Below are 18,621 nucleotides of genomic sequence, written 5' to 3'. Positions count from 1 at the left end.
TTTTTGCAAGATTGTTTTTAAAATCCTGCAAAAAAATCATTGACAAATTTTAGATAGCGTTTCTTCAATAACTTGTTGAATTGTTACATGGTGCTGTTTTGCAGCCTCTTTTGCCGGTTCAAACTCCACATAATGCTTCGTTATCCCCTGATAGGTGCATCGCTTTACCTGCATTTGGCCAAACCTCGTCTGTACAGGCAGCACCTCCCTGTGCATAATGGAACGCTGCAAAATGCTTTTTCTCACCCCGATCGAAGTGGTATGCGCAAAGATAATCCGCAGCAGTTTCTCCTCTTTTGCAGGTTCTGACAGCACACAAAGCTTATAGGCGGCACGCCCTTTTTTCATAAAGATCGGCTCTGTCCAAACATCCAGCGCCCCCTCTTCCCGCAGCAGGTCACAGGCAAAAGCCAGTGTTTCCCCGGTCTGGTCGTCGATATTGGTTTCCATTTGCAGTACCTCTTCGCCCGATGCGCCCGCTTCTTCCAGCAGGTAGGCGCGCAGCACATTCGCCTGACCCGGCAGGTCTTTCTTCCCGGCGCCGTATCCGATCCGCAGGATATTCATCTGGGAAGGAACTTGGAAGGCCTCAGCAGCTGCGCTAGCGATCGCGATCCCGGTCGGGGTGACCAGCTCCCCAGGAATCCCGGTCATCACAAGCGGCACCTTGCGGGCAGCCGCAATGTTAGCGACAGCCGGCACCGGAACCGGCATCTGCCCATGGGCGCAGTGCACATGGCCGCATCCCTCTGACAGCGGGGATACGATCACCCGATCGACCGCCAACAGGTCTATACAGACTGCCGCGCCCACAACATCCACGATGGAATCCACAGCCCCCACCTCATGGAAATGCACCTGTTCCAAGGGAAGCCCATGCGCCTTTGCTTCTGCCTGCGCGATGATATGAAAGATTTTTTTTGCCAGTTCCCGCGCTTTTGGCGTCAGATCCCCGCTGTCGATAATTGCCAGCACATCGTCAAGGTTGCGGTGGACATGCGCGTGGTGATGGCTGTGTTCCCCGTGATGATGTTCCCCTTCATGCTGGTGTTCATGGTGGTGATGGTGTTCTTCATTGTGGTGGTGTCCGTCGTCATGATGGGGGTGGGTGTGGGTAACATCCGGATGTTCCGGATGCTCCAGCTTCACATCAAAATCAAAGGCGTCGATCCCGGCTTTTTTCGCACGACCAAACTGCAAGGCATACCCTTCCACCTGAAGGCTGTTCAAGGCGGCTTCCAGCTTCTGACGGTCCACGCCTAAATCCAGCAGTGCGCCGACAGTCATATCGCCGCTGATGCCGGAGCTGCATTCCAAATATAACGTTTTCATGTTATTCCTCCCCTTTTCCAGTCACCAAGCGGTTGATCTGCGCGCCCAGATAGCCGGCTCCATAGCCGTTGTCAATATTCACGACCGAGATCCCGTCGGCACAGGAATTAAGCATCGTCAGCAAGGCGCTCAGTCCATGGAAATTTGCCCCGTATCCCACGCTGGTAGGCACGGCAATCACCGGCTTGTCGATCATTCCGGCCAGCACACCCGCCAATGCGCCTTCCATCCCTGCAACCGCGATCACAACATTCGCGCGCTCGATCTCGGGCAGTTTGTCAAACAGGCGGTGGATCCCCGCCACACCCACGTCATAATACCGCTTGACATTCGCGCCGAAAAACGCCGCTGTCGCCGCGGATTCTTCCGCTACTGGAATGTCAGCCGTTCCAGCGGTACAGACAGCGACTTCTCCTATGTACTGGGGCTGTTCCCTGATCAAAGTGATCAAACCGCCGTTTTCCTGATACTCCGCCTGCGGGCAAACCGCAAGCACCGCTTCATACTGCTCCTTTGTCGCCTTGGTCGCCAAAACAGAAGTGTCCCTTGCGGCAAGCCGGTCAAAAATCACGGCGACCTGTTCCTTGGTCTTCCCCTTGCAGAAGATCACTTCGCCAAACCCGGTGCGCAGTTTCCGGTGATGGTCGATCCGCGCAAAGCCCAAATCCTCATAAGGCAGGCTTTTTAAAGCCTGCTGGGCCTGTTCGATGGATACCGTTCCCTCTTTTACCTGCTGCAATAATTTTTCAACATCCATGTAAGCTATCCCTCCCGTCTGAACCTGTGAAAATGGACGGGGAAAATCCCCGTCCGGTATGAACTTATACTTTGTCGATCGCTTTAAATCCTTCTCCTACGACCTCACTCGTCGTAGTAACGATAATAAAGGCCGCCGGGTCGATCTCCTGCACAATCCGCTTTAAATGATAGTACTCGTTTTTCCGTACTGCGCACATCAATACTACCTTGTCCTGGTTTTGGTATGCGCCGGTCCCCAACAGTTTGGTTACCCCGCGGTCTGCCTCTTTCATGATTTCAGCCGCAATTTCATCGCTGTGATTGCTGATGATCATCAGCATCTTTCCGCTGTCCAACCCATACATCATCGCATCGATGACCTGAGCGGTGACAAACATCGCAACCGTTGCATATAAAGCGGAGCTAATACTTTTAAAAACCACAGTGGAAGCGGCAATGATAATCACATCGGTTAAAAATACGATCTTGCCGATCGGCACATGCGGCAGCTTCATCTGAACGACCTTGCTGGTCACATCGATCCCGCCGGTAGAACCGTCCACCATAAAGGCGAATGCGATCCCCGCGCCGCTCAAAGCGCCGCCGAACAGCGCCGCCAGCATAGAATCCCCAGTAAACTGCGGCAGATGGCACCAAGAGAAAATATAATCATAAAACACAGTAAATGCGATCACCGAAATGACGGATTTAGCCAAAAACCGTTTCCCTAAAGAAAAATGCCCCAACAGCAGCAACGGAATATTGATCAAGAGATTCAGCCAGCCGATCGGGATGTGGAACAGATGATTCAACAAAATCGCGATCCCGGACACCCCGCCCGGCGCGATCTGATTCGGCGCAATAAACACATAGGTGCCCAGCGCCAGCAACCCTGTCCCAAAAATAACGACAACACAATCCCATAAAAAATGATTCTTTTTCATCTCTCGTTTTACCTCTTTTATCCAGCCAACAGAGCAGCCCAAAAACAGAGCCTTTGTTTCTGATTAGTCTTTCCAAATCAAGGCAAATAATTCGTCGATCCGTTCTTGCTTCCCTTTTAAGTGAAGATACCCAAACAGCGCTTCTAAGCCGGTCGCCCGCCGGTAATCCTGAGGATCCGCATTTTTGGGAACGTGGTTCCCGTTGGCATTCCTGCCGCGCTTGTAAATAGCAAGCTCTTCCTCTGTCAGGCGGTCGTATACGATCTCCACCGCGGCAGACTGCGCATCCGCACAGACGCGTTCCACCGTCATTCTGTGGAGCTTGTGCACCGGCATGTTCGCCCGCCGGATCAGCTTTTCCCGGACCATGATTTCCAGCACGGCATCGCCCATGTATGCCAGCACCAGCGGGCTGTATAGTTTTGGATTTTCGCAGTCCATCTGCTCCAAGGCCATAGTAAAATCCTTTCTGAACTTTTTATTTTACAAAATCAAATTGCAGGCCGAAGATATCAACAGTATCTCCCTCCTGAATTCCCATTTCTTCCAGTTTATCAATAATCCCGGAAAAACGCAAGACTCTTTGGAAATACTGAAGCGACTCGTAATCCTCCATATTGACGGTCGAAAGTACCGGTTCCAAAAATGGCGCGTCAATATAATAAACACCATTTTCGACAGTGATTTCAAACTGTTTTGCAGACTTTTTCGCTTCCAGCTCCTCCACACTGATCGGTTCCGGTTCGTATTCCGTAATGGGCGGCAGGGTGTCAAGCCGTTTCCCAACTTCCTCTACCAGTTCACGGGTCCCCTGTGTGGTAGCCGCTGAGATCTCGAAAAATGGGATCCCCTGGTTTTCCACAAAGGTGCGGAACGCCTCGATCTGTTCCGGGGCAGCCATATCACATTTGTTCGCCGCTACGATCTGCGGGCGGTTTGCCAGTTCCTCGCTGAAATTGCGAAGTTCCCGGTTAATGGCATGAAAATCCTCTACTGGGTCGCGCCCCTCGATGCCTGACACATCGACCACATGGACGATCAGCCGGCAGCGGTCCACATGACGCAAAAACTCGTGCCCCAGTCCAACGCCTTCGCTCGCCCCTTCGATCAGCCCGGGAATATCCGCCATGACAAAGCTTTTATGCTCGTCCAGCTTTACCACCCCAAGCACCGGGCTGAGCGTGGTAAAATGATAGTTCGCTATCTTGGGTTTTGCGGCGCTCACTACGCTGATCAAGGTGGATTTCCCCACGTTAGGGAATCCGACCAGGCCCACATCCGCCAGCAGCTTCAACTCCATGGTCAAATCATAGCTTTCCCCAGGGATGCCCGGCTTTGCAAAACGGGGGATCTGCCGGGTAGCTGTTGCAAAATGCTGGTTCCCGGCGCCGCCGCGCCCTCCTTTGGCGATCACATAAGGGCGGTCGCCTGAAATGTCCGCCAGCAACCGACCGGTTTCACTGTCGCGCAGCAGGGTGCCGCGCGGCACCTTGATGATCAGATCCTCCGCGCTTCTGCCGGAACAGCGGTTGCTCCCGCCGTTCTGACCATTTTCCGCCGCAAATTTACGCTTATATCGAAAGTCCACCAATGTGGACATATTATCATCTACCACAAAGACAACGTCGCCGCCTTTTCCGCCGTCGCCGCCATCCGGACCGCCCGCGTTGACATACTTTTCCCGGTGGAAAGACACCGCGCCGTTTCCCCCGTTGCCTGCCTTAATGGTGATCCTTGCTTTATCTACAAACATACCGTTCCTCCTTTTTCGCGGTATTTTCCGCTTATTATCAGGATGCGGAATTCCCCCGATCTGTATTCATAAGAACAGAAAAGGCGTGCCCGGGTCCGTCCCAAAAGCACGCCTTAACGTTCGTTTCGACTATTGAGCAGCGTAAACGCTAACTTTTTTACGGTCACGGCCAACACGTTCAAATCTAACGACACCGTCGATCTTTGCGAACAAAGTATCATCAGAACCACGGCCAACGTTTTCCCCAGCGTGAATGTGGGTACCGCGCTGACGTACTAATATGTTACCCGCTAACACAAACTGACCGTCCGCGCGCTTTGCGCCCAGTCTTTTGGATTCGGAGTCACGGCCGTTCTTTGTGGAACCTACCCCTTTTTTGTGTGCAAAAAACTGCATGCTGATTCTCAACATATTACTTACACCTCCAGATCGGTTATTTTTATCGTATTTGGATAGTCTTCAGCCAAGCATGTCAGCTGAAGATGGAAAGCCTCCAAAAGCAGGGCGGCTTCCCTGCTGCGGCTTTTTAACCGCAGACGGATCTTGTTTTCCTCTACCTGAAGCTGTGCATCCTCACCCAGCACTTCGGTGATCCCGTTGGCTGTCATCTGCAAAGCCGACGATACGCTGGCGCAGACAATATCTTGTCCTGCCTCGGCATATCCCGCATGGCCGGAAACACAAAACCCGGAATAAGCATTTTGACGCTTCTCAAACTGAGCCTGTATCATTATGCCTGAATGGATTCAATTCTTACCTGAGTGTAAGCCTGTCTGTGACCCATTTTGCGGGAAGAAGACTTTTTCGGTTTGTAGGTGAAAACGGTAATTTTCTTGCCTTTTCCGTTTTTCAGAGCGGTCGCGTTTACAACTGCGCCGTCAACATACGGAGCGCCAACCTTTAACCCTTCATCGCCCGAAACTGCAACTACTTTATCAAAAGCTACGGTCGCGTTTGCTTCCACATCCAGCTTTTCAATAAAGATCACGTCGCCTTCACTGACACGATACTGTTTTCCGCCGGTTTCAATTACTGCATACATTTCCTAAGGCACCTGCCTTTTCTCTAATCTCGCTGTTTTTCCAAGGCGGATACAGCTTAAAAAACTGCATCACTTAAAAAGCCCGATACATGCGGCTCTATCAGTTTAGCATAAACCCTGTTTAAAGTCAAGGATTTCCTATAATTTTATCGAAGTGACGGGATTCTCCGCCTCTTCCAGCACGGTAATTAGATCTTCCCACAAAAGATATAAGGTAGCGGTGTTCACGTTCGGGTGAACGGCCACTTGTTCCCTTTGCTTAAGATCTTCATCCAGCACCACTGTAACTGCCGGGTCCAGTCCATTCAGCACTCCCAGCGGCGTCACCGAACCGGGCTGTACCCCCAAATGCTTTACCAGCCGGTCTTCCGAGGCAAAGCTCAAATTCTTTTCCCCTAATTTGCCGCGCAGTTCTTTCAGATCCAACGGCTTGTCATGCGGCATGGTGACCAGATAATGGCGTTTCCCGTTTGCGTTGCGCAGAAATAAATTTTTGGCAACGCACTGCATGTCCAGCAGGCCGATCTTTTCCATATCCTCAATGGTGCGAACCGCCTCGTGCTCTACCAGCCGGTACGCGATCCCCAGACTGTCCAAAAGCCTGCATAACTCTTCCTGTCCCATACTATACCATTTTTCCCATGTCATAGATCCCGGCAGGCTTCCCCTTCAGGAAGACTGCGGCGTTTACCGCCCCGACTGCAAAGATCTCCTTGGACATCGCCTGATGTTTTAAGGAAAGGAGCTCGTCGTGTCCCGCGAAGATCACTTCGTGCTCGCCTACAATGGTTCCTCCGCGGACAGAATGGATGCCGATCTCATTTTTATCCCGCTTTTTCCGCTGCGCATGGCGGTCATACATATATTTCTGAGTCTGGTCCAGGGTGTCATTGATCGCATCCGCGATCATCAGCGCCGTACCGCTTGGGGCATCTATCTTTTGATTGTGGTGCTTTTCGATGATCTCAATATCAAACTGCCCGCCCAATACTTCAGCGGCCTTTTTTGCCAGGGACACCAAAAGGTTGACCCCCAGCGACATATTAAAGGAGAAAAATACCGGGATCTGTTCTGCAGCTTTCTGGATCTTTTCGATCTGTTCCGGGCTGTATCCGGTCGTAGCGATCACCACAGGGGTATTGGTCTTCAGCGCATAGTCAAGCATACCGTCAAGAACAGCCGGATTGGAAAAATCAACGATCACATCGCCGCTCTCCCCGCATTCAGAAAAGGAAGGGTAAATATCAAAGTCACTGTATGCCTGGGTGTTCAAATCTACGCCGGCAACGATTTCGCAGTCCTTCCGTTCCTCTGTGCAACGGGCAATCACCTTTCCCATTTTTCCGTTCGCGCCGCTTAAAATTATCTTTGTCATCTTTCTGATTCCTTTCTTTTCAAGGTATGGAAAAATCTGCACATAATACGATTATGTGCAGATCCAAGGCTCTATTTTACCAAACCGACGTTTTGCAGCGCTTCCTTTAAGACCGCGACCGAAGCGTCATCCATGCGTATCAGCGGCAGACGGCATTCGCCTACCTCCATCCCCATCAGGTTCATCGCTTCTTTTACCGGGATCGGGTTGACATCAAGGAATAACTTGTTCGCCACATCCAACAGTTTTAATTGCAGGTCTGCACTTTCCTTTACTTTTCCATCTAAATAAAGCTGACAAATGTCATGTGTTTCCTTTGGCATGATGTTGGACAGTACGGAGATAACGCCGATCCCGCCCAAAGACATGATCGGAACGATCTGATCGTCGTTCCCGGAATACACATCCAGCTCATCTCCGCACAGTTCACGGATCTTGGCAACCTGAGAAATATTGCCGCTTGCCTCTTTAACCGCTACGATATTTTCGATCTTAGACAACTCATAGCAGGTTTCCGGCGCGATATTCACGCCAGTGCGGCTTTGCACACTGTAAAGGATAATTGGCAGCGAAACGCTTGCCGCAATTCTTTTATAGTGTTCGATCAAACCTCTTTGCGAGGTTTTGTTGTAATATGGAGTTACCAGCAGCAACCCGTCTGCCCCAAGCTGTTCCGCTTCCTTGGACAGAGAGATCGCATATGCGGTATCGTTGCTTCCGGTTCCCGCGATTACCGGGACCCTTTTAGCAGTATGTTCGATCGCGCACTTGATCGCCTCGCGGTGCTCTGCATCTGACAGCGTCGACCCTTCCCCGGTGGTGCCGCAGATAATGATAGCATCGGTACCGTTCTCGATCTGGAAATCAATGATCTCCTTGAGCTTATCAAAATTTACAGACATATCTGGATTCATCGGGGTAATAATTGCCACGCCAGCACCTGTAAAAATTCTTTTCTTCATAACAGGGTTCTCCTTCTTTCTTTGCTTTGCCGCAAAAACGGCATCGAATCAGTCCATGTATCCCTGTGCCGCCAACAACTCTGCCAACAGGACCGCGCCGCCGGCTGCGCCCCTAAGCGTGTTGTGGGACATGCATACAAATTTATAGTCGTATTGGCTGTCTTCCCTTAACCGGCCGATGGAAACCGCCATCCCATTTTCCAGCATCCGTTCCGATTTGATCTGCGGACGGTCCGGTTCTTCAAAATAATGCAAAAACTGTTTTGGTGCGCTCGGCAGCTCCAAACGCTGTGCTTCGCCGCTGAAAGAAGCCCATTTTTCCTTGATCTCCTCAATGCTCGGCTTGTGGTTAAAAGAAACGAAAACAGCCGCTGTGTGTCCGTCGCTCACAGGAACACGCAGGCATTGGGTGGTGATTGCCGGACCCTTTGCATCTACGATCACATCGCCTTCGATCGTTCCCCAAAGTTTTAACGGTTCCTTCTCGGATTTTTCCTCTTCCCCGCCAATATAAGGGATCAGGTTGTCAACCATTTCCGGCCAGCGTTCAAAGGTTTTTCCCGCGCCGGAAATTGCTTGGTAGGTGCAGGCTAATACCTTCGTGATGCCGTATTCCATCAATGGGTGAAGCGCTGGAACATAGCTTTGCAGGGAGCAGTTGGATTTTACCGCCACAAATCCCCGTTTGGTGCCCAAGCGTTTGCGCTGTGACGGAATGATCGCAGTGTGGTCTGCGTTGATTTCCGGAACGATCATCGGAACGTCCGGTGTATGTCTGTGCGCGGAGTTATTGGAAACAACAGGGCATTCCGCCTTGGCATATGCTTCCTCTAACGCGCGGATCTCGTCTTTTTTCATATCGACTGCACAGAATACGAAGTCGACCATAGAAGCGACCTTTTCAATGTCAGCGGTCGCATCGAAAACCACCATATCCTTCATGCTCTGCGGCATCGGCGCTGGCATAGCCCAGCGGTTTCCCACGGCTTCTTCATAGGTTTTCCCAGCGCTGCGGGAAGACGCGGCCAGTGCTTTCACTGTAAACCATGGGTGATTTTCTAAAAGGGTCGCAAAGCGCTGTCCAACCATCCCGGTTGCCCCAATGATCCCTACATTATAGTGTTTCATTTTTCATTCCTCCAAACCAAAATAAAAACAGATAAATGTTACAAATCCGCCGACAGAGAATCCATAATAAATATGAAAAAAACCGGTTGAAAACCGGCTCATCTTATTATATAATGGAAAAGTTGACGATACTACTCTGTTTTTAGCATTTTCCGTCGATAGCTCTCCATCAATAACTTGATGACAATCCTGTACTTCTTCAATACAGGCTCAGGGCAAACGCTGCCGGAAGCAGTTCCCCTTCGGCAAATTTTCCTTTCAACACAAAATCAAACGACTTCGGCAGTCTCCTTTGCTTTACTCATAAAATCCGCGACCTCTATCCGCCTTTTATTCAATTTACTATTATAATATCACCGAAGGCACACACTGTCAATTCTTTCAGTTATTTTTTCTATTTCTTCTATTTTTTATGGGAACGGTCAATCCTATCATATGCGGATTGACGGGATTATGTGCCCCATTCCCCTTATTTTCATTTGATTTATCTTAAAACAGTCGGTTTTGCCTGTTTTGGAAAGGATCCGATCTATGATGAAAACCAGCGACTTTTATTACGACCTACCGCAGGAGTTGATTGCTCAAACTCCGGTAGAACCACGGGACCATTCCCGGCTGATGACCCTTTCCCGCGCTACCGGGAAGGTAGGCCATCATCATTTTTATGACATCCTTGACTTTTTAAAACCGGGAGATCTTTTAGTGGTGAACAACTCCCGCGTTCTGCCTGCGCGGCTTTATGGCGTCAAAGAAGACACCGGGGTGCAGATGGAGCTGCTTTTATTAGAACAGAAAGAAACCCTGTTGTGGGAATGCTTAGTCAAACCCGGCAGGCGCTGTAAGTTGGGCGCCCGTTTTTCATTTGGGAACGGCCTGCTTCACGGTGAGGTCGTAAAGGTACAAGACGATGGAAACCGGCTAATCTGGTTTTCCTGTGAAAAAAACTTTTTCACCGCGCTGGACGAGATCGGCCAAATGCCCCTGCCGCCTTATATCACCGAAAAGCTACAGGATAAAGAGCGGTACCAAACTGTCTATTCCAAAGAGCTGGGTTCCGCGGCGGCCCCCACCGCCGGTCTTCATTTTACCGAAGAGCTGATGCAAAAGCTCAAGGAAAAGGGGATCCAGATCGCAGAGGTAACGCTCCATGTGGGGCTTGGGACGTTCCGTCCGGTAAAGGCCGACGATGTCACCAACCATAAAATGCATTCGGAGCACTATTTCCTGCCGGGAGAAACCGCGCGTCTGATCCGGCAGACCAAAGAAAATGGCGGCCGAGTGATCGCTGTGGGCACCACCAGCTGCCGTACCTTGGAAAGCGTAGCTACCTTTCACAACGGTATTCTGGAAGAATGCGAAGGATACACCGACATCTTCATCTATCCCGGCTATCAGTTTAAGGTATTGGACGGCCTGATCACCAATTTCCACCTGCCCGAAAGCACCTTGATCATGTTAGTGAGCGCCTTTGCCGGCTATGAACATACCATGGAGGCCTACCGGCAGGCGGTAGAAGAAAAATACCGCTTTTTCAGCTTTGGCGACGCCATGCTGATCCTTTAATCCCCTCATTCGTGACCACCCCATTTTAGAAAGGACTTTCTATGTATACCTTACTGAAACAAGAAGGAAATGCCCGGCGCGGCGAATTTAAAACAGTACACGGCACCGTGCAGACTCCTGCTTTTATGAATGTCGGCACAGCTGCGGCGATCAAAGGAGGGATCTCCTCCTACGATCTGGTCGATCTGAAATGTCAGGTGGAGCTGTGCAATACCTATCACCTGCATGTCCGGCCCGGAGATGATTTGATTTATGAAATGGGCGGCCTGCACCGCTTCATGGGCTGGGAACGGCCGATCTTGACTGACAGCGGCGGGTTCCAGGTGTTTTCCTTGGCCTCCCTGCGGAAAATCAAGGAAGAGGGCGTTTACTTTAACTCCCATGTAGACGGCAGGAAAATTTTCATGGGACCGGAAGAAAGCATGCGCATCCAGTCCCATCTTGCCTCTACCATTGCCATGGCTTTTGATGAATGTGTGGAAAACCCCTCCACCCATGAATACTCTAAGCACTCCTGTGAGCGGACCACCCGCTGGCTGTACCGCTGCAAGGAGGAGATGGAACGCTTAAATGCCCGGCACGATACCATCAACCCCCACCAAATGCTGTTCGGGATCAATCAAGGCTGTGTTTTTGAGGATCTGCGCGTCGCCCATATGGAAGAGATCGCAAAACTCGACCTGGATGGCTACGCGATCGGCGGGCTGGCTGTCGGGGAACCCACGCAGGATATGTACCGCATCTTGGATGTTGTCACCCCGCATATGCCGCAGAACAAACCTCGCTATTTAATGGGGGTAGGAACGCCCGGAAATATCATCGAAGGGGTCGCGCGCGGCGTAGACCTGTTTGACTGCGTGATGCCAAGCCGGAATGCCCGGCACGGGCATCTGAACACCTGGAGCGGGATCCGCAACATCATGAACGCCAAATATCAAAAAGACGACGCGCCGATCGACGAGTCATGCGACTGTCCGACCTGCCGCCGGCATTCCCGCGCATACCTTAGGCATTTGTTCAAGGCCAACGAAATGCTTGCTATGCGGCTTGCCGTCATGCATAACCTTTATTTTTACAATACCCTGATGGAAAAGATCCGAGAAGCGTTAGAACAGGGAAGATTTTCCGAATTCCGTGAAAAGTATTCTGTTCTGCTGGACACCAGAATATAAATCATTAAACGGATATTCCGTGCAGACAGTTATCATTGGAGGTTTGGGAACGTGGGAATTCTGGAAATCATCATCATAGGGATCGGGCTGTCAATGGACGCCTGTTGTGTTTCTATTTCAAACGGGATGTGTACAAACCCTTTAAAGGCCCGGCACGCGCTGGCGGATGCGCTTTTTTTCGGGAGCTTTCAGGGGATCATGCCGCTGATCGGTTTTTTTGCCGGCTCTTTATTCGTTGGGATCCTTTCTAAATACAGTTTTTGGATCGTGTCTGCCATTTTCCTGATCCTTGGCGGGAAAATGATCTACGATGCCGCCACCGAAGAGGATAAGGTAGAATGTAAAAAGATGACGTTCCGCCTTTTGCTGATCCAAGCCATCGCGACCAGTATTGACGCGCTGGCGGTGGGTGTCAGCTTCAGCGCGATGCAGGTCAATATTTTCATGGCGGTATGTCTGATCGCGGCAACCACTTTTGTTATCTCCTTTGCCTCTGTGTATGTAGGACATAAAATCGGCACGCTGTTAAATAAAAAGGCTGGTATCTTTGGCGGGATCTTGCTGTTAGGGATCGCCGCCAAGGTGCTTTTAGACGGACTTTTGGCAGCATGAACAGCGCATGATTTTTTATCTGTCAAAAAAGGGATATTCTGATAGGACTTATCAGAATATCCCTTTTCTCTGTTTGGTTTCCTGTTAAAGCTGCGCCCAGGCCTTGACGAGCTAAAACTGGTCAAAGGCCAAATTCTTCGGCGTACAGGACCGTACCGCTGGGCAGGACAGCATCCTCGCACAATTTTAATACCATAAAGTTTTGATCCGGCACCTCGAATGGGGCGGAAATCCCAAATTTTCCGGCAGGCAGATACCCAGCTTTGGGATAATATTTCTCACTCCCTAAAACAATGCAGCAATGAAAACCCAGCTTTCTGGCGATACAGTGGCCTTTTTCCATCAGGGCTTTGCCAACACCTTTCCGTTGATACATAGGCAGCACCGCCAAAGGCGCCAGCGCTAACTCCACCGCGGTATTGATCTTCACTTTCGTAAACAGGATATATCCAATGATCTCCCCTGCGCATTCCGCCACCAAAGAAAGCTGAGGCAGAAAAGCATTGCTGCTGCGCAGCGCCTCTACCAGCTCCTGTTCATTGCCATCTGCATGCTCCGCTTCTTCAAAGGCCCGCTTGATCACCTGATAAACCGCTGGATGATCCTCTTCTCTTTCCTGCCGGACTTTAAACAGCAGAGGAGAAAAAGCCATATTTTTTCTCATGACAAAGTTCGTCAGCGTCTGCCCTTTCCGCACCACGCTTTGCTCCCGGAACGTTTCATATCCGTATTTTTCAAAAAAAGGCTTGGCGGTGACCGAAGCATGTGTTTCAATAAACGAAATCGCTCGTTTTCTGGCTTCTCTTTCCAAACAGGACAACAACGCAAAAGCCACCCCTTGACGCTGATGGTCTGCATGGACATACAGCCTGTCCAGATAACCGTCCTTTGTCAGATCTGCAAAACCAATGATTTTTTCAGACTGTACAGCTACAACTGCAAAATGGCCGAAAAAAGAGTCATTCCATGCTGCGCTGTCACGGTCTGCAGGCGCCCATGCCTCCACCTGCTCGGAGGTATAATCTAGCCTGTTGACCCGATGGACCGTATCATAAAACAGTTCCATCGTTTCCCGGCAATCTGAGCTACAATATTCCCGGAGGATCATGTGCGCTTTCCCTTTCCAGTCAATTCCAGGACCTCGATTTGCACTACCATCGTTTTTCCGGCGCCGCCCTGTGCCTTATCGCGGATCTGCTCTTTTGTCAGGGCCTTAGAACAAAATCGCAGACAAAGCTCTTCCAAGCGCCGGGCGCGCTGGGCATGGTCTGTGATGAGTGACACCTTTCCCTTCACGATAACGCATTGGAAATGACTGGTCAGTTTTTCTGGAACAGTTTGATATTGCTCCACCACCGTAAAACAAACCCTGTCACAGTGCCGCAGGGCGTCAAGCTTTTCCCCTTCTTCCGCACAGTGAAAAAACAGCGCGTTCTCCTGTTCGTGGTAGTAATAGTTCACCGGCACCGCATAAGGCGCCCCGTCAGCGCCCAGCATGGCAATCGTCCCATAATCGCCCCTTTTTAATACGGCGCGGCATTCCTCTGAGGGCAATGCCAGTTCGGCTCTTCTCATTTCGTTTTCTCCCTCGTTATTGATAAGTCTTATAGGTGATCTTCTTATATGCGTTTGTGTATTCAATATCCATCTGATTCATCAAATCAGTCAGCTTAGCTGTATATTCTTCGTTAAAATCATCAGGAGCAAATTGTGAAACATTTTCTTTGATATACTCCATATCCAACGGCAGGCGCTTAATGATATGGTACCCGTAGCTGGATTCCACCAAGCCGCTGATCTCTCCGATCTCCAACGATTTGGATGCTTCTGTATATTCTGTTACAAAGCTGCTCCCATCTGGGGTTTGTCCATTCGCATCAAGATAATATCCCTGCGGGCTCTGGCTCATACCAGGATCCTCTCCGTATTCTTCGATGAGGGTGTCAAAATCCTCGCCAGACTGTGCGCGTTTTAGCAGTTTTTCCGCCGCTTCTTTTTCCTCTGTGTGTTTACTTGCGTTTTCATCTGCAAATTTCACTAAAATATGTTTGGTGCAATACCATGTTTTATCATCAATGCTCTCTATCGTTTTTTCACCATAAAATTTTTCAAAAAGGCGTTCATTCAAGAGTGAGATTTCTTGCTGGGAACGATATACATCCAAAGTCAGGTGGCTCTGCTCCAACGCCTCTTCTAGTGCTTCTTCGCTGTCATAATTTGCTTTTAACGCTGAGACATTATCCTCAATGCTCTGCTTCTCCTCGTCAGTCAATTCCACACCTTCCTGCTTTGCCAACTCACGGATCGCATACCCATAAATTACGTCCTGTGTAGCCTGAGTTTTGACAGAAACGAACTGATCTGAATTTGTTTCCCAGTAACTGCTGTCGCCGGAATCATACATGGCCTGATAATTATTCAAAAAATAGCGAAGTTCTGCACCGGACACATCCTGTCCGTTGATGTTCAGGACTGCAGCGTTCAGGTCTGAAGCGCCGCATCCCGCCAGAATGCTAACCGAAAGCACAACTCCCGCTGCTAAGCAGGAAGCCTTTTTAAAAATTTTCATATGATAAGTCTCCATTTCTCATCAAATTTTTTCTGTTGAAAGTTTGCGCTTATTCTATCATAACTTTGTTGTGCGAAGTGTAACAAAGTGGCACAAACACAGAAGTGATTGCCCTGAATCATGATAAAATGTTCTCTCAAACGCCGAAGACCTTGCAAAACCAGTCTTCTGTTCACGCCGTGAGGTTATTATAGCATATCCCCTTTAAAAAAACAAATTCGGGAAAAGCTTGCAACTTGAGGAAAAATAGTATATAATAAATGACGTTGCCTGTGCAAATTTTTTATGTGATAGTAAAGGTGGATAAGGCCTGGCAACCTACTATTGTGGAGATGTACCCAAGCGGTTGAAGGGTCCGGATTCGAAATCCGGTAGGCCGGTTTTGCCGGTGCAAGGGTTCAAATCCCTTCATCTCCGCCAGCGAAAAGCCGTATAAACCTAGCGTTTATGCGGCTTTTCTATACTTTCTAACTACTTGCTGCCCGTTTTATGCATAGGCAACTTCATGTTTTTCCCATATCCTTGCATTTCTTGAATTTTTGACGTATGAAAGTTTATTATTTGGCAGTATATAAAGCGGGGGTTTTGTTCCAAAAACGTGAGAAAATGTGTTTTGCTACAGGGTCAATTTATTATATGCTTGATTTTTTAAATATTGAAAAGCAAAGCCAGCAGAGAAATTCATCTCTGCTGGCTTTATTTTCCCATTGCTGTTAAAGGCATCGTTCCATCCTCTTTTATGCTCTTGTTATAGTTTCACCATCACCATAATATCCTGAGTTTGCCAAATGGACAGTCTTGGTAGTGGATCTGAAAGGATGGGACAGCAAAGGCTGTTCCCGATGAAAAAATACGTCTGATCCCATAAACAGCCTGCTATATTCCAATATTGAAAGGCAACGCTTCTATCGAATGCAGCTATCTTTCCTTCTTCCTGTGGTTTATAAGCTGCCTAACCGTGATTTAAAATCTGCATACTCAAATTTTCGCAGGCACTGCAAGCTGCCGTCGGCATGCAGAACAAAGATAGCAGGAAGCGGCATTCCGTTAAAAGTATTGTTCTTGCAAGTAGTGTAAATAGCCATGTCGCCGAACAGCAATAACTCTTTTTCTTGTAGTGGAGCGTGAAAGCTGTAATCCCCAATAACATCGCCCGCAAGACAGGTAGGCCCACCTAAACGAAATGTATAGGGCATCTCGTTTTCCTCTCCCGCACCATACAGCGGCGGACGGTAAGGCATTTCTATGACATCGGGCATATGGCAGGCTGCACTGGCATCTAAAATAGCGATTTTGGTTTGGCCGTTTGTTACAACATCCAATACATGAGACGCCAAGTAACCGGCATTTAAGGCACACGCTTCCCCCGGCTCTAAATATATCTGCACGCTCCATTTGTTCCGGGCTGTGCAGAGACACTGTTCCAGCCGAGGAATATCGTATCCGGGACGGGTAATATGATGCCCTCCGCCTAAATTCAGCCACTTCATCCGGGGCAAAGCATCCCCAAAAAGCTTTTCTACCGCCTTTAGGGTAAGTTCCAGCGCATCTGCATCCTGTTCACATAAAGTGTGAAAGTGGAGCCCATCCAGCAGTTCCACCAGCTGGGGTGTCATTTGCCTGTCCCACTGGGAACGGGTGGTGCCCAGCCTGCTGCCGGGAGCGCAAGGATCATAGATAGCATGTCCCTCCTGCGTAGAGTATTCCGGATTGATTCGCAGCCCAATACTTTTGCCGGCATTTTTGGCTTTTTCCCCGAACTTTTTCAGCTGCCGGGGAGAATTGAATACGATATGGTCCGCATAGCGCAGCAGCTCGGAAAACTCGTCTTCCCGGTACGCCCCGCAAAACACATGTACTTCCTTTCCCGGCATTTCCTCAGCGCCCAGACGGGCTTCATAAAGCCCGCTTGCTTCGGTTCCGGCAAGATAGGGGGTCAAAGCCGGATATAAATCGTAGTTGGAAAACGCCTTTTGCGCCAACAATATTTTGCAGCCGGTGCGTTCAGCTACCCCGGCCAATATTTGGCCGTTCCTTTGCAGAGCAGGCTCATCTAAAATATAGCAGGGGGTAGGAAGGTTTTGAAATAATTCTTCGGGGAATCTTCCGTTCAATCCGGCAAAAGGCGGGCGCGTATCTTTTACAGAGATCTTCATTACTTCACCAGCACCGGGTTCCAGCTTTCATTTTTGGGAAGGCCGTATTGATCCAGCGCTTCCAGGAACGGGTCCGGATCGAATTCTTCCACAGTGTAAACACCCGTTTTTTTCCATTGTCCGGTCAACAGCATCAAGGCTCCGCACATTGCGGGTACACCGGTCGTATAGCTGACGGCCTGGCTTCCTGCCTCATGGAAGCATGCCTGATGATCGCAAACATTATAAATATAGTAGGTCTTTTCTTTCCCGTCTTTTTTCCCTGTGAAGATGCAGCCGATGTTTGTTTTCCCTTTTGTACGGGGACCTAAACTTGCCGGATCAGGCAGTAAAGCTTTTAAGAACTTGATAGGAACGATCTGCTGCCCCTCAAATTCGACCGGGACAGTGGAGAGCATGCCGACATCCTCTAAACAACGCATATGGTCCAGATAACTCTGCCCAAAGGTCATAAAGAAGCGGATCCGCTTCACCTCCGGAATATTCAGCGCCAAGCTTTCGATTTCTTCATGATGGAGCAGATACATATCCTTCTGTCCCACTTGGTCAAAATCATATTGCCTCTTGATGCTCATAGCGGGAATTTCTACCCAGCGGCCATTTTCCCAATAGCTTCCGGGCGCAGATACCTCCCGCAAATTGACTTCTGGATTAAAGTTTGTGGCAAACGCATAGCCGTGGTCTCCGCCGTTGCAGTCCAGAATATCAATGGTGTCGATCGAATCAAATTCATGCTTCTTGGCATAAGCGCAATATGCCTGCGTTACGCCGGGGTCAAAGCCACAGCCAAGCAACGCGGTCAAACCGGCTTCCTCGAACTTTTTGCGATAGGCCCATTGCCAGCTGTAGTCAAAATAGGCGGAAAATCCAGCTTCCTCACAGCGCTTTTCATAAACGGCACGCCATTCTGGATCATCGGTATCCTCCGGCTCATAATTTGCAGTATCCATATAGTTGACGCCGCAGGCGAGGCAGGCGTCCATAATGGTGAGATCCTGATATGGAAGCGCGATGTTCATCACCAGATCTGGCTGAAAACTGCGGATCAAGTCAATCACCTGCTGCACATTATCCGCGTCGACCTGTGCAGTGGTGATCTTAGTGGCGGTTTTAGGCGCCAACTCTGCCGCAAGCTTGTCGCACTTGGATTTTGTACGGCTGGCAATACATAATTCGGTAAACACCTCGCTTACCTGACAGCATTTATGAATGGCAACAGAAGCTACGCCCCCGCAGCCGATAACAAGAACTTTACTCATAATCAATTTCTCCTTT

20 protein-coding genes, 1 tRNA gene and 1 riboswitch are annotated in these 18,621 nt (G+C 49.6%); of the genes, 4 read left to right on the top strand and 17 right to left on the bottom strand.

What is annotated here, in order from left to right; translation table 11 throughout:
* Positions 1-36: 36 nt before the first annotated feature.
* The 12 genes from larC to asd form a co-directional block, all read right to left on the bottom strand.
* Positions 37-1,332: a nickel pincer cofactor biosynthesis protein LarC gene (larC, locus tag CIB36_RS00775; protein ID WP_093987721.1), complete on the bottom strand. Its 1,296-nt coding sequence runs from the start codon at positions 1,330-1,332 to the stop codon at positions 37-39.
* A 1-nt stretch (position 1,333) separates the two neighbouring features.
* Entirely contained in the window at positions 1,334-2,089 is a 756-nt protein-coding gene (gene larB, locus CIB36_RS00770) for a nickel pincer cofactor biosynthesis protein LarB (RefSeq protein WP_093987720.1), read from the bottom strand.
* A 64-nt stretch (positions 2,090-2,153) separates the two neighbouring features.
* The gene (locus tag CIB36_RS00765; RefSeq protein WP_093987719.1) at positions 2,154-3,014 is read right to left on the bottom strand and encodes a YitT family protein; all 861 of its coding nucleotides are present in this window, start codon (positions 3,012-3,014) and stop codon (positions 2,154-2,156) included.
* A 63-nt stretch (positions 3,015-3,077) separates the two neighbouring features.
* Entirely contained in the window at positions 3,078-3,470 is a 393-nt protein-coding gene (locus tag CIB36_RS00760) for a Mini-ribonuclease 3 (protein ID WP_229408154.1), read from the bottom strand.
* A gap of 22 nt (positions 3,471-3,492) precedes the next feature.
* Positions 3,493-4,767 (bottom strand): GTPase ObgE, encoded by a 1,275-nt coding sequence (gene obgE, locus CIB36_RS00755; RefSeq protein WP_093987718.1) that lies wholly within the window; start codon positions 4,765-4,767, stop codon positions 3,493-3,495.
* Between the two features lie 129 nt (positions 4,768-4,896).
* Positions 4,897-5,178: a 50S ribosomal protein L27 gene (rpmA, locus tag CIB36_RS00750; protein ID WP_093987717.1), complete on the bottom strand. Its 282-nt coding sequence runs from the start codon at positions 5,176-5,178 to the stop codon at positions 4,897-4,899.
* Between the two features lie 5 nt (positions 5,179-5,183).
* Positions 5,184-5,498, bottom strand: a complete 315-nt coding sequence (locus tag CIB36_RS00745) for a ribosomal-processing cysteine protease Prp (RefSeq protein ID WP_093987716.1) — start codon at positions 5,496-5,498, stop codon at positions 5,184-5,186.
* The gene (gene rplU / locus CIB36_RS00740; RefSeq protein WP_093987715.1) at positions 5,498-5,809 is read right to left on the bottom strand and encodes a 50S ribosomal protein L21; all 312 of its coding nucleotides are present in this window, start codon (positions 5,807-5,809) and stop codon (positions 5,498-5,500) included. Before rplU ends, CIB36_RS00745 begins: the two co-directional genes overlap by 1 nt.
* Before the next feature lie 138 nt (positions 5,810-5,947).
* A complete protein-coding gene (locus CIB36_RS00735) occupies positions 5,948-6,457 on the bottom strand; it encodes a prolyl-tRNA synthetase associated domain-containing protein (RefSeq protein WP_229408153.1) in 510 nt (169 codons plus the stop codon).
* A complete protein-coding gene (dapB, locus tag CIB36_RS00730; RefSeq protein WP_093987713.1) occupies positions 6,435-7,184 on the bottom strand; it encodes a 4-hydroxy-tetrahydrodipicolinate reductase in 750 nt (249 codons plus the stop codon). Before dapB ends, CIB36_RS00735 begins: the two co-directional genes overlap by 23 nt.
* A gap of 71 nt (positions 7,185-7,255) precedes the next feature.
* Positions 7,256-8,146, bottom strand: a complete 891-nt coding sequence (gene dapA, locus CIB36_RS00725; protein ID WP_093987712.1) for a 4-hydroxy-tetrahydrodipicolinate synthase — start codon at positions 8,144-8,146, stop codon at positions 7,256-7,258.
* A gap of 48 nt (positions 8,147-8,194) precedes the next feature.
* Complete coding sequence (gene asd / locus CIB36_RS00720) at positions 8,195-9,274, bottom strand: aspartate-semialdehyde dehydrogenase (protein ID WP_093987711.1); 1,080 nt, start codon at positions 9,272-9,274, stop codon at positions 8,195-8,197.
* Between the two features lie 151 nt (positions 9,275-9,425).
* A riboswitch (Lysine riboswitch) is annotated at positions 9,426-9,604 on the bottom strand.
* Positions 9,605-9,808: 204 nt separating this feature from the next.
* On the opposite strand from asd, the gene queA reads away from it, so the two are divergent.
* The 3 genes from queA to CIB36_RS00705 are packed head-to-tail and all read left to right on the top strand — an operon-like array spanning position 9,809 to position 12,621.
* Positions 9,809-10,837, top strand: coding sequence for a tRNA preQ1(34) S-adenosylmethionine ribosyltransferase-isomerase QueA (gene queA / locus CIB36_RS00715; protein WP_093987935.1), 1,029 nt, complete (start codon positions 9,809-9,811; stop codon positions 10,835-10,837).
* Between the two features lie 41 nt (positions 10,838-10,878).
* A complete protein-coding gene (gene tgt / locus CIB36_RS00710) occupies positions 10,879-12,009 on the top strand; it encodes a tRNA guanosine(34) transglycosylase Tgt (RefSeq protein WP_093987710.1) in 1,131 nt (376 codons plus the stop codon).
* Positions 12,010-12,060: 51 nt separating this feature from the next.
* Complete coding sequence (locus tag CIB36_RS00705) at positions 12,061-12,621, top strand: manganese efflux pump MntP (protein ID WP_229408152.1); 561 nt, start codon at positions 12,061-12,063, stop codon at positions 12,619-12,621.
* A gap of 121 nt (positions 12,622-12,742) precedes the next feature.
* Here CIB36_RS00705 and CIB36_RS13640 read toward each other — a convergent pair whose 3' ends face one another.
* From CIB36_RS13640 to CIB36_RS00685, 3 genes are read right to left on the bottom strand one after another with little or no spacing between them, the layout of a single operon-like run.
* Positions 12,743-13,729 (bottom strand): GNAT family N-acetyltransferase, encoded by a 987-nt coding sequence (locus CIB36_RS13640; protein ID WP_324612326.1) that lies wholly within the window; start codon positions 13,727-13,729, stop codon positions 12,743-12,745.
* Positions 13,726-14,196 carry a pyridoxamine 5'-phosphate oxidase family protein gene (locus CIB36_RS00690; protein ID WP_093987709.1) on the bottom strand — a complete coding sequence of 157 codons (471 nt, stop codon included), beginning with the start codon at positions 14,194-14,196 and terminating at the stop codon, positions 13,726-13,728. Before CIB36_RS00690 ends, CIB36_RS13640 begins: the two co-directional genes overlap by 4 nt.
* 16 nt (positions 14,197-14,212) lie before the next feature.
* Complete coding sequence (locus CIB36_RS00685) at positions 14,213-15,190, bottom strand: peptidylprolyl isomerase (RefSeq protein ID WP_158662529.1); 978 nt, start codon at positions 15,188-15,190, stop codon at positions 14,213-14,215.
* A 328-nt stretch (positions 15,191-15,518) separates the two neighbouring features.
* On the opposite strand from CIB36_RS00685, the gene CIB36_RS00680 reads away from it, so the two are divergent.
* Positions 15,519-15,610, top strand: a tRNA-Ser gene (locus CIB36_RS00680).
* A gap of 521 nt (positions 15,611-16,131) precedes the next feature.
* Here the strand turns inward: CIB36_RS00680 and nspC are convergent.
* Together nspC and CIB36_RS00670 are read right to left on the bottom strand one after the other, a co-directional pair.
* Positions 16,132-17,340 carry a carboxynorspermidine decarboxylase gene (gene nspC, locus CIB36_RS00675; protein WP_093987932.1) on the bottom strand — a complete coding sequence of 403 codons (1,209 nt, stop codon included), beginning with the start codon at positions 17,338-17,340 and terminating at the stop codon, positions 16,132-16,134.
* Positions 17,341-17,345: 5 nt separating this feature from the next.
* Positions 17,346-18,605 carry a saccharopine dehydrogenase family protein gene (locus CIB36_RS00670; protein WP_093987707.1) on the bottom strand — a complete coding sequence of 420 codons (1,260 nt, stop codon included), beginning with the start codon at positions 18,603-18,605 and terminating at the stop codon, positions 17,346-17,348.
* Positions 18,606-18,621: the final 16 nt, after the last annotated feature.

The organism is Massiliimalia timonensis, from assembly GCF_900186585.1.
GTDB classification, from domain to species: Bacteria; Bacillota; Clostridia; order Oscillospirales; family Ruminococcaceae; genus Massiliimalia; species Massiliimalia timonensis.
This window is presented reverse-complemented; position numbering and strand designations above follow the sequence as displayed.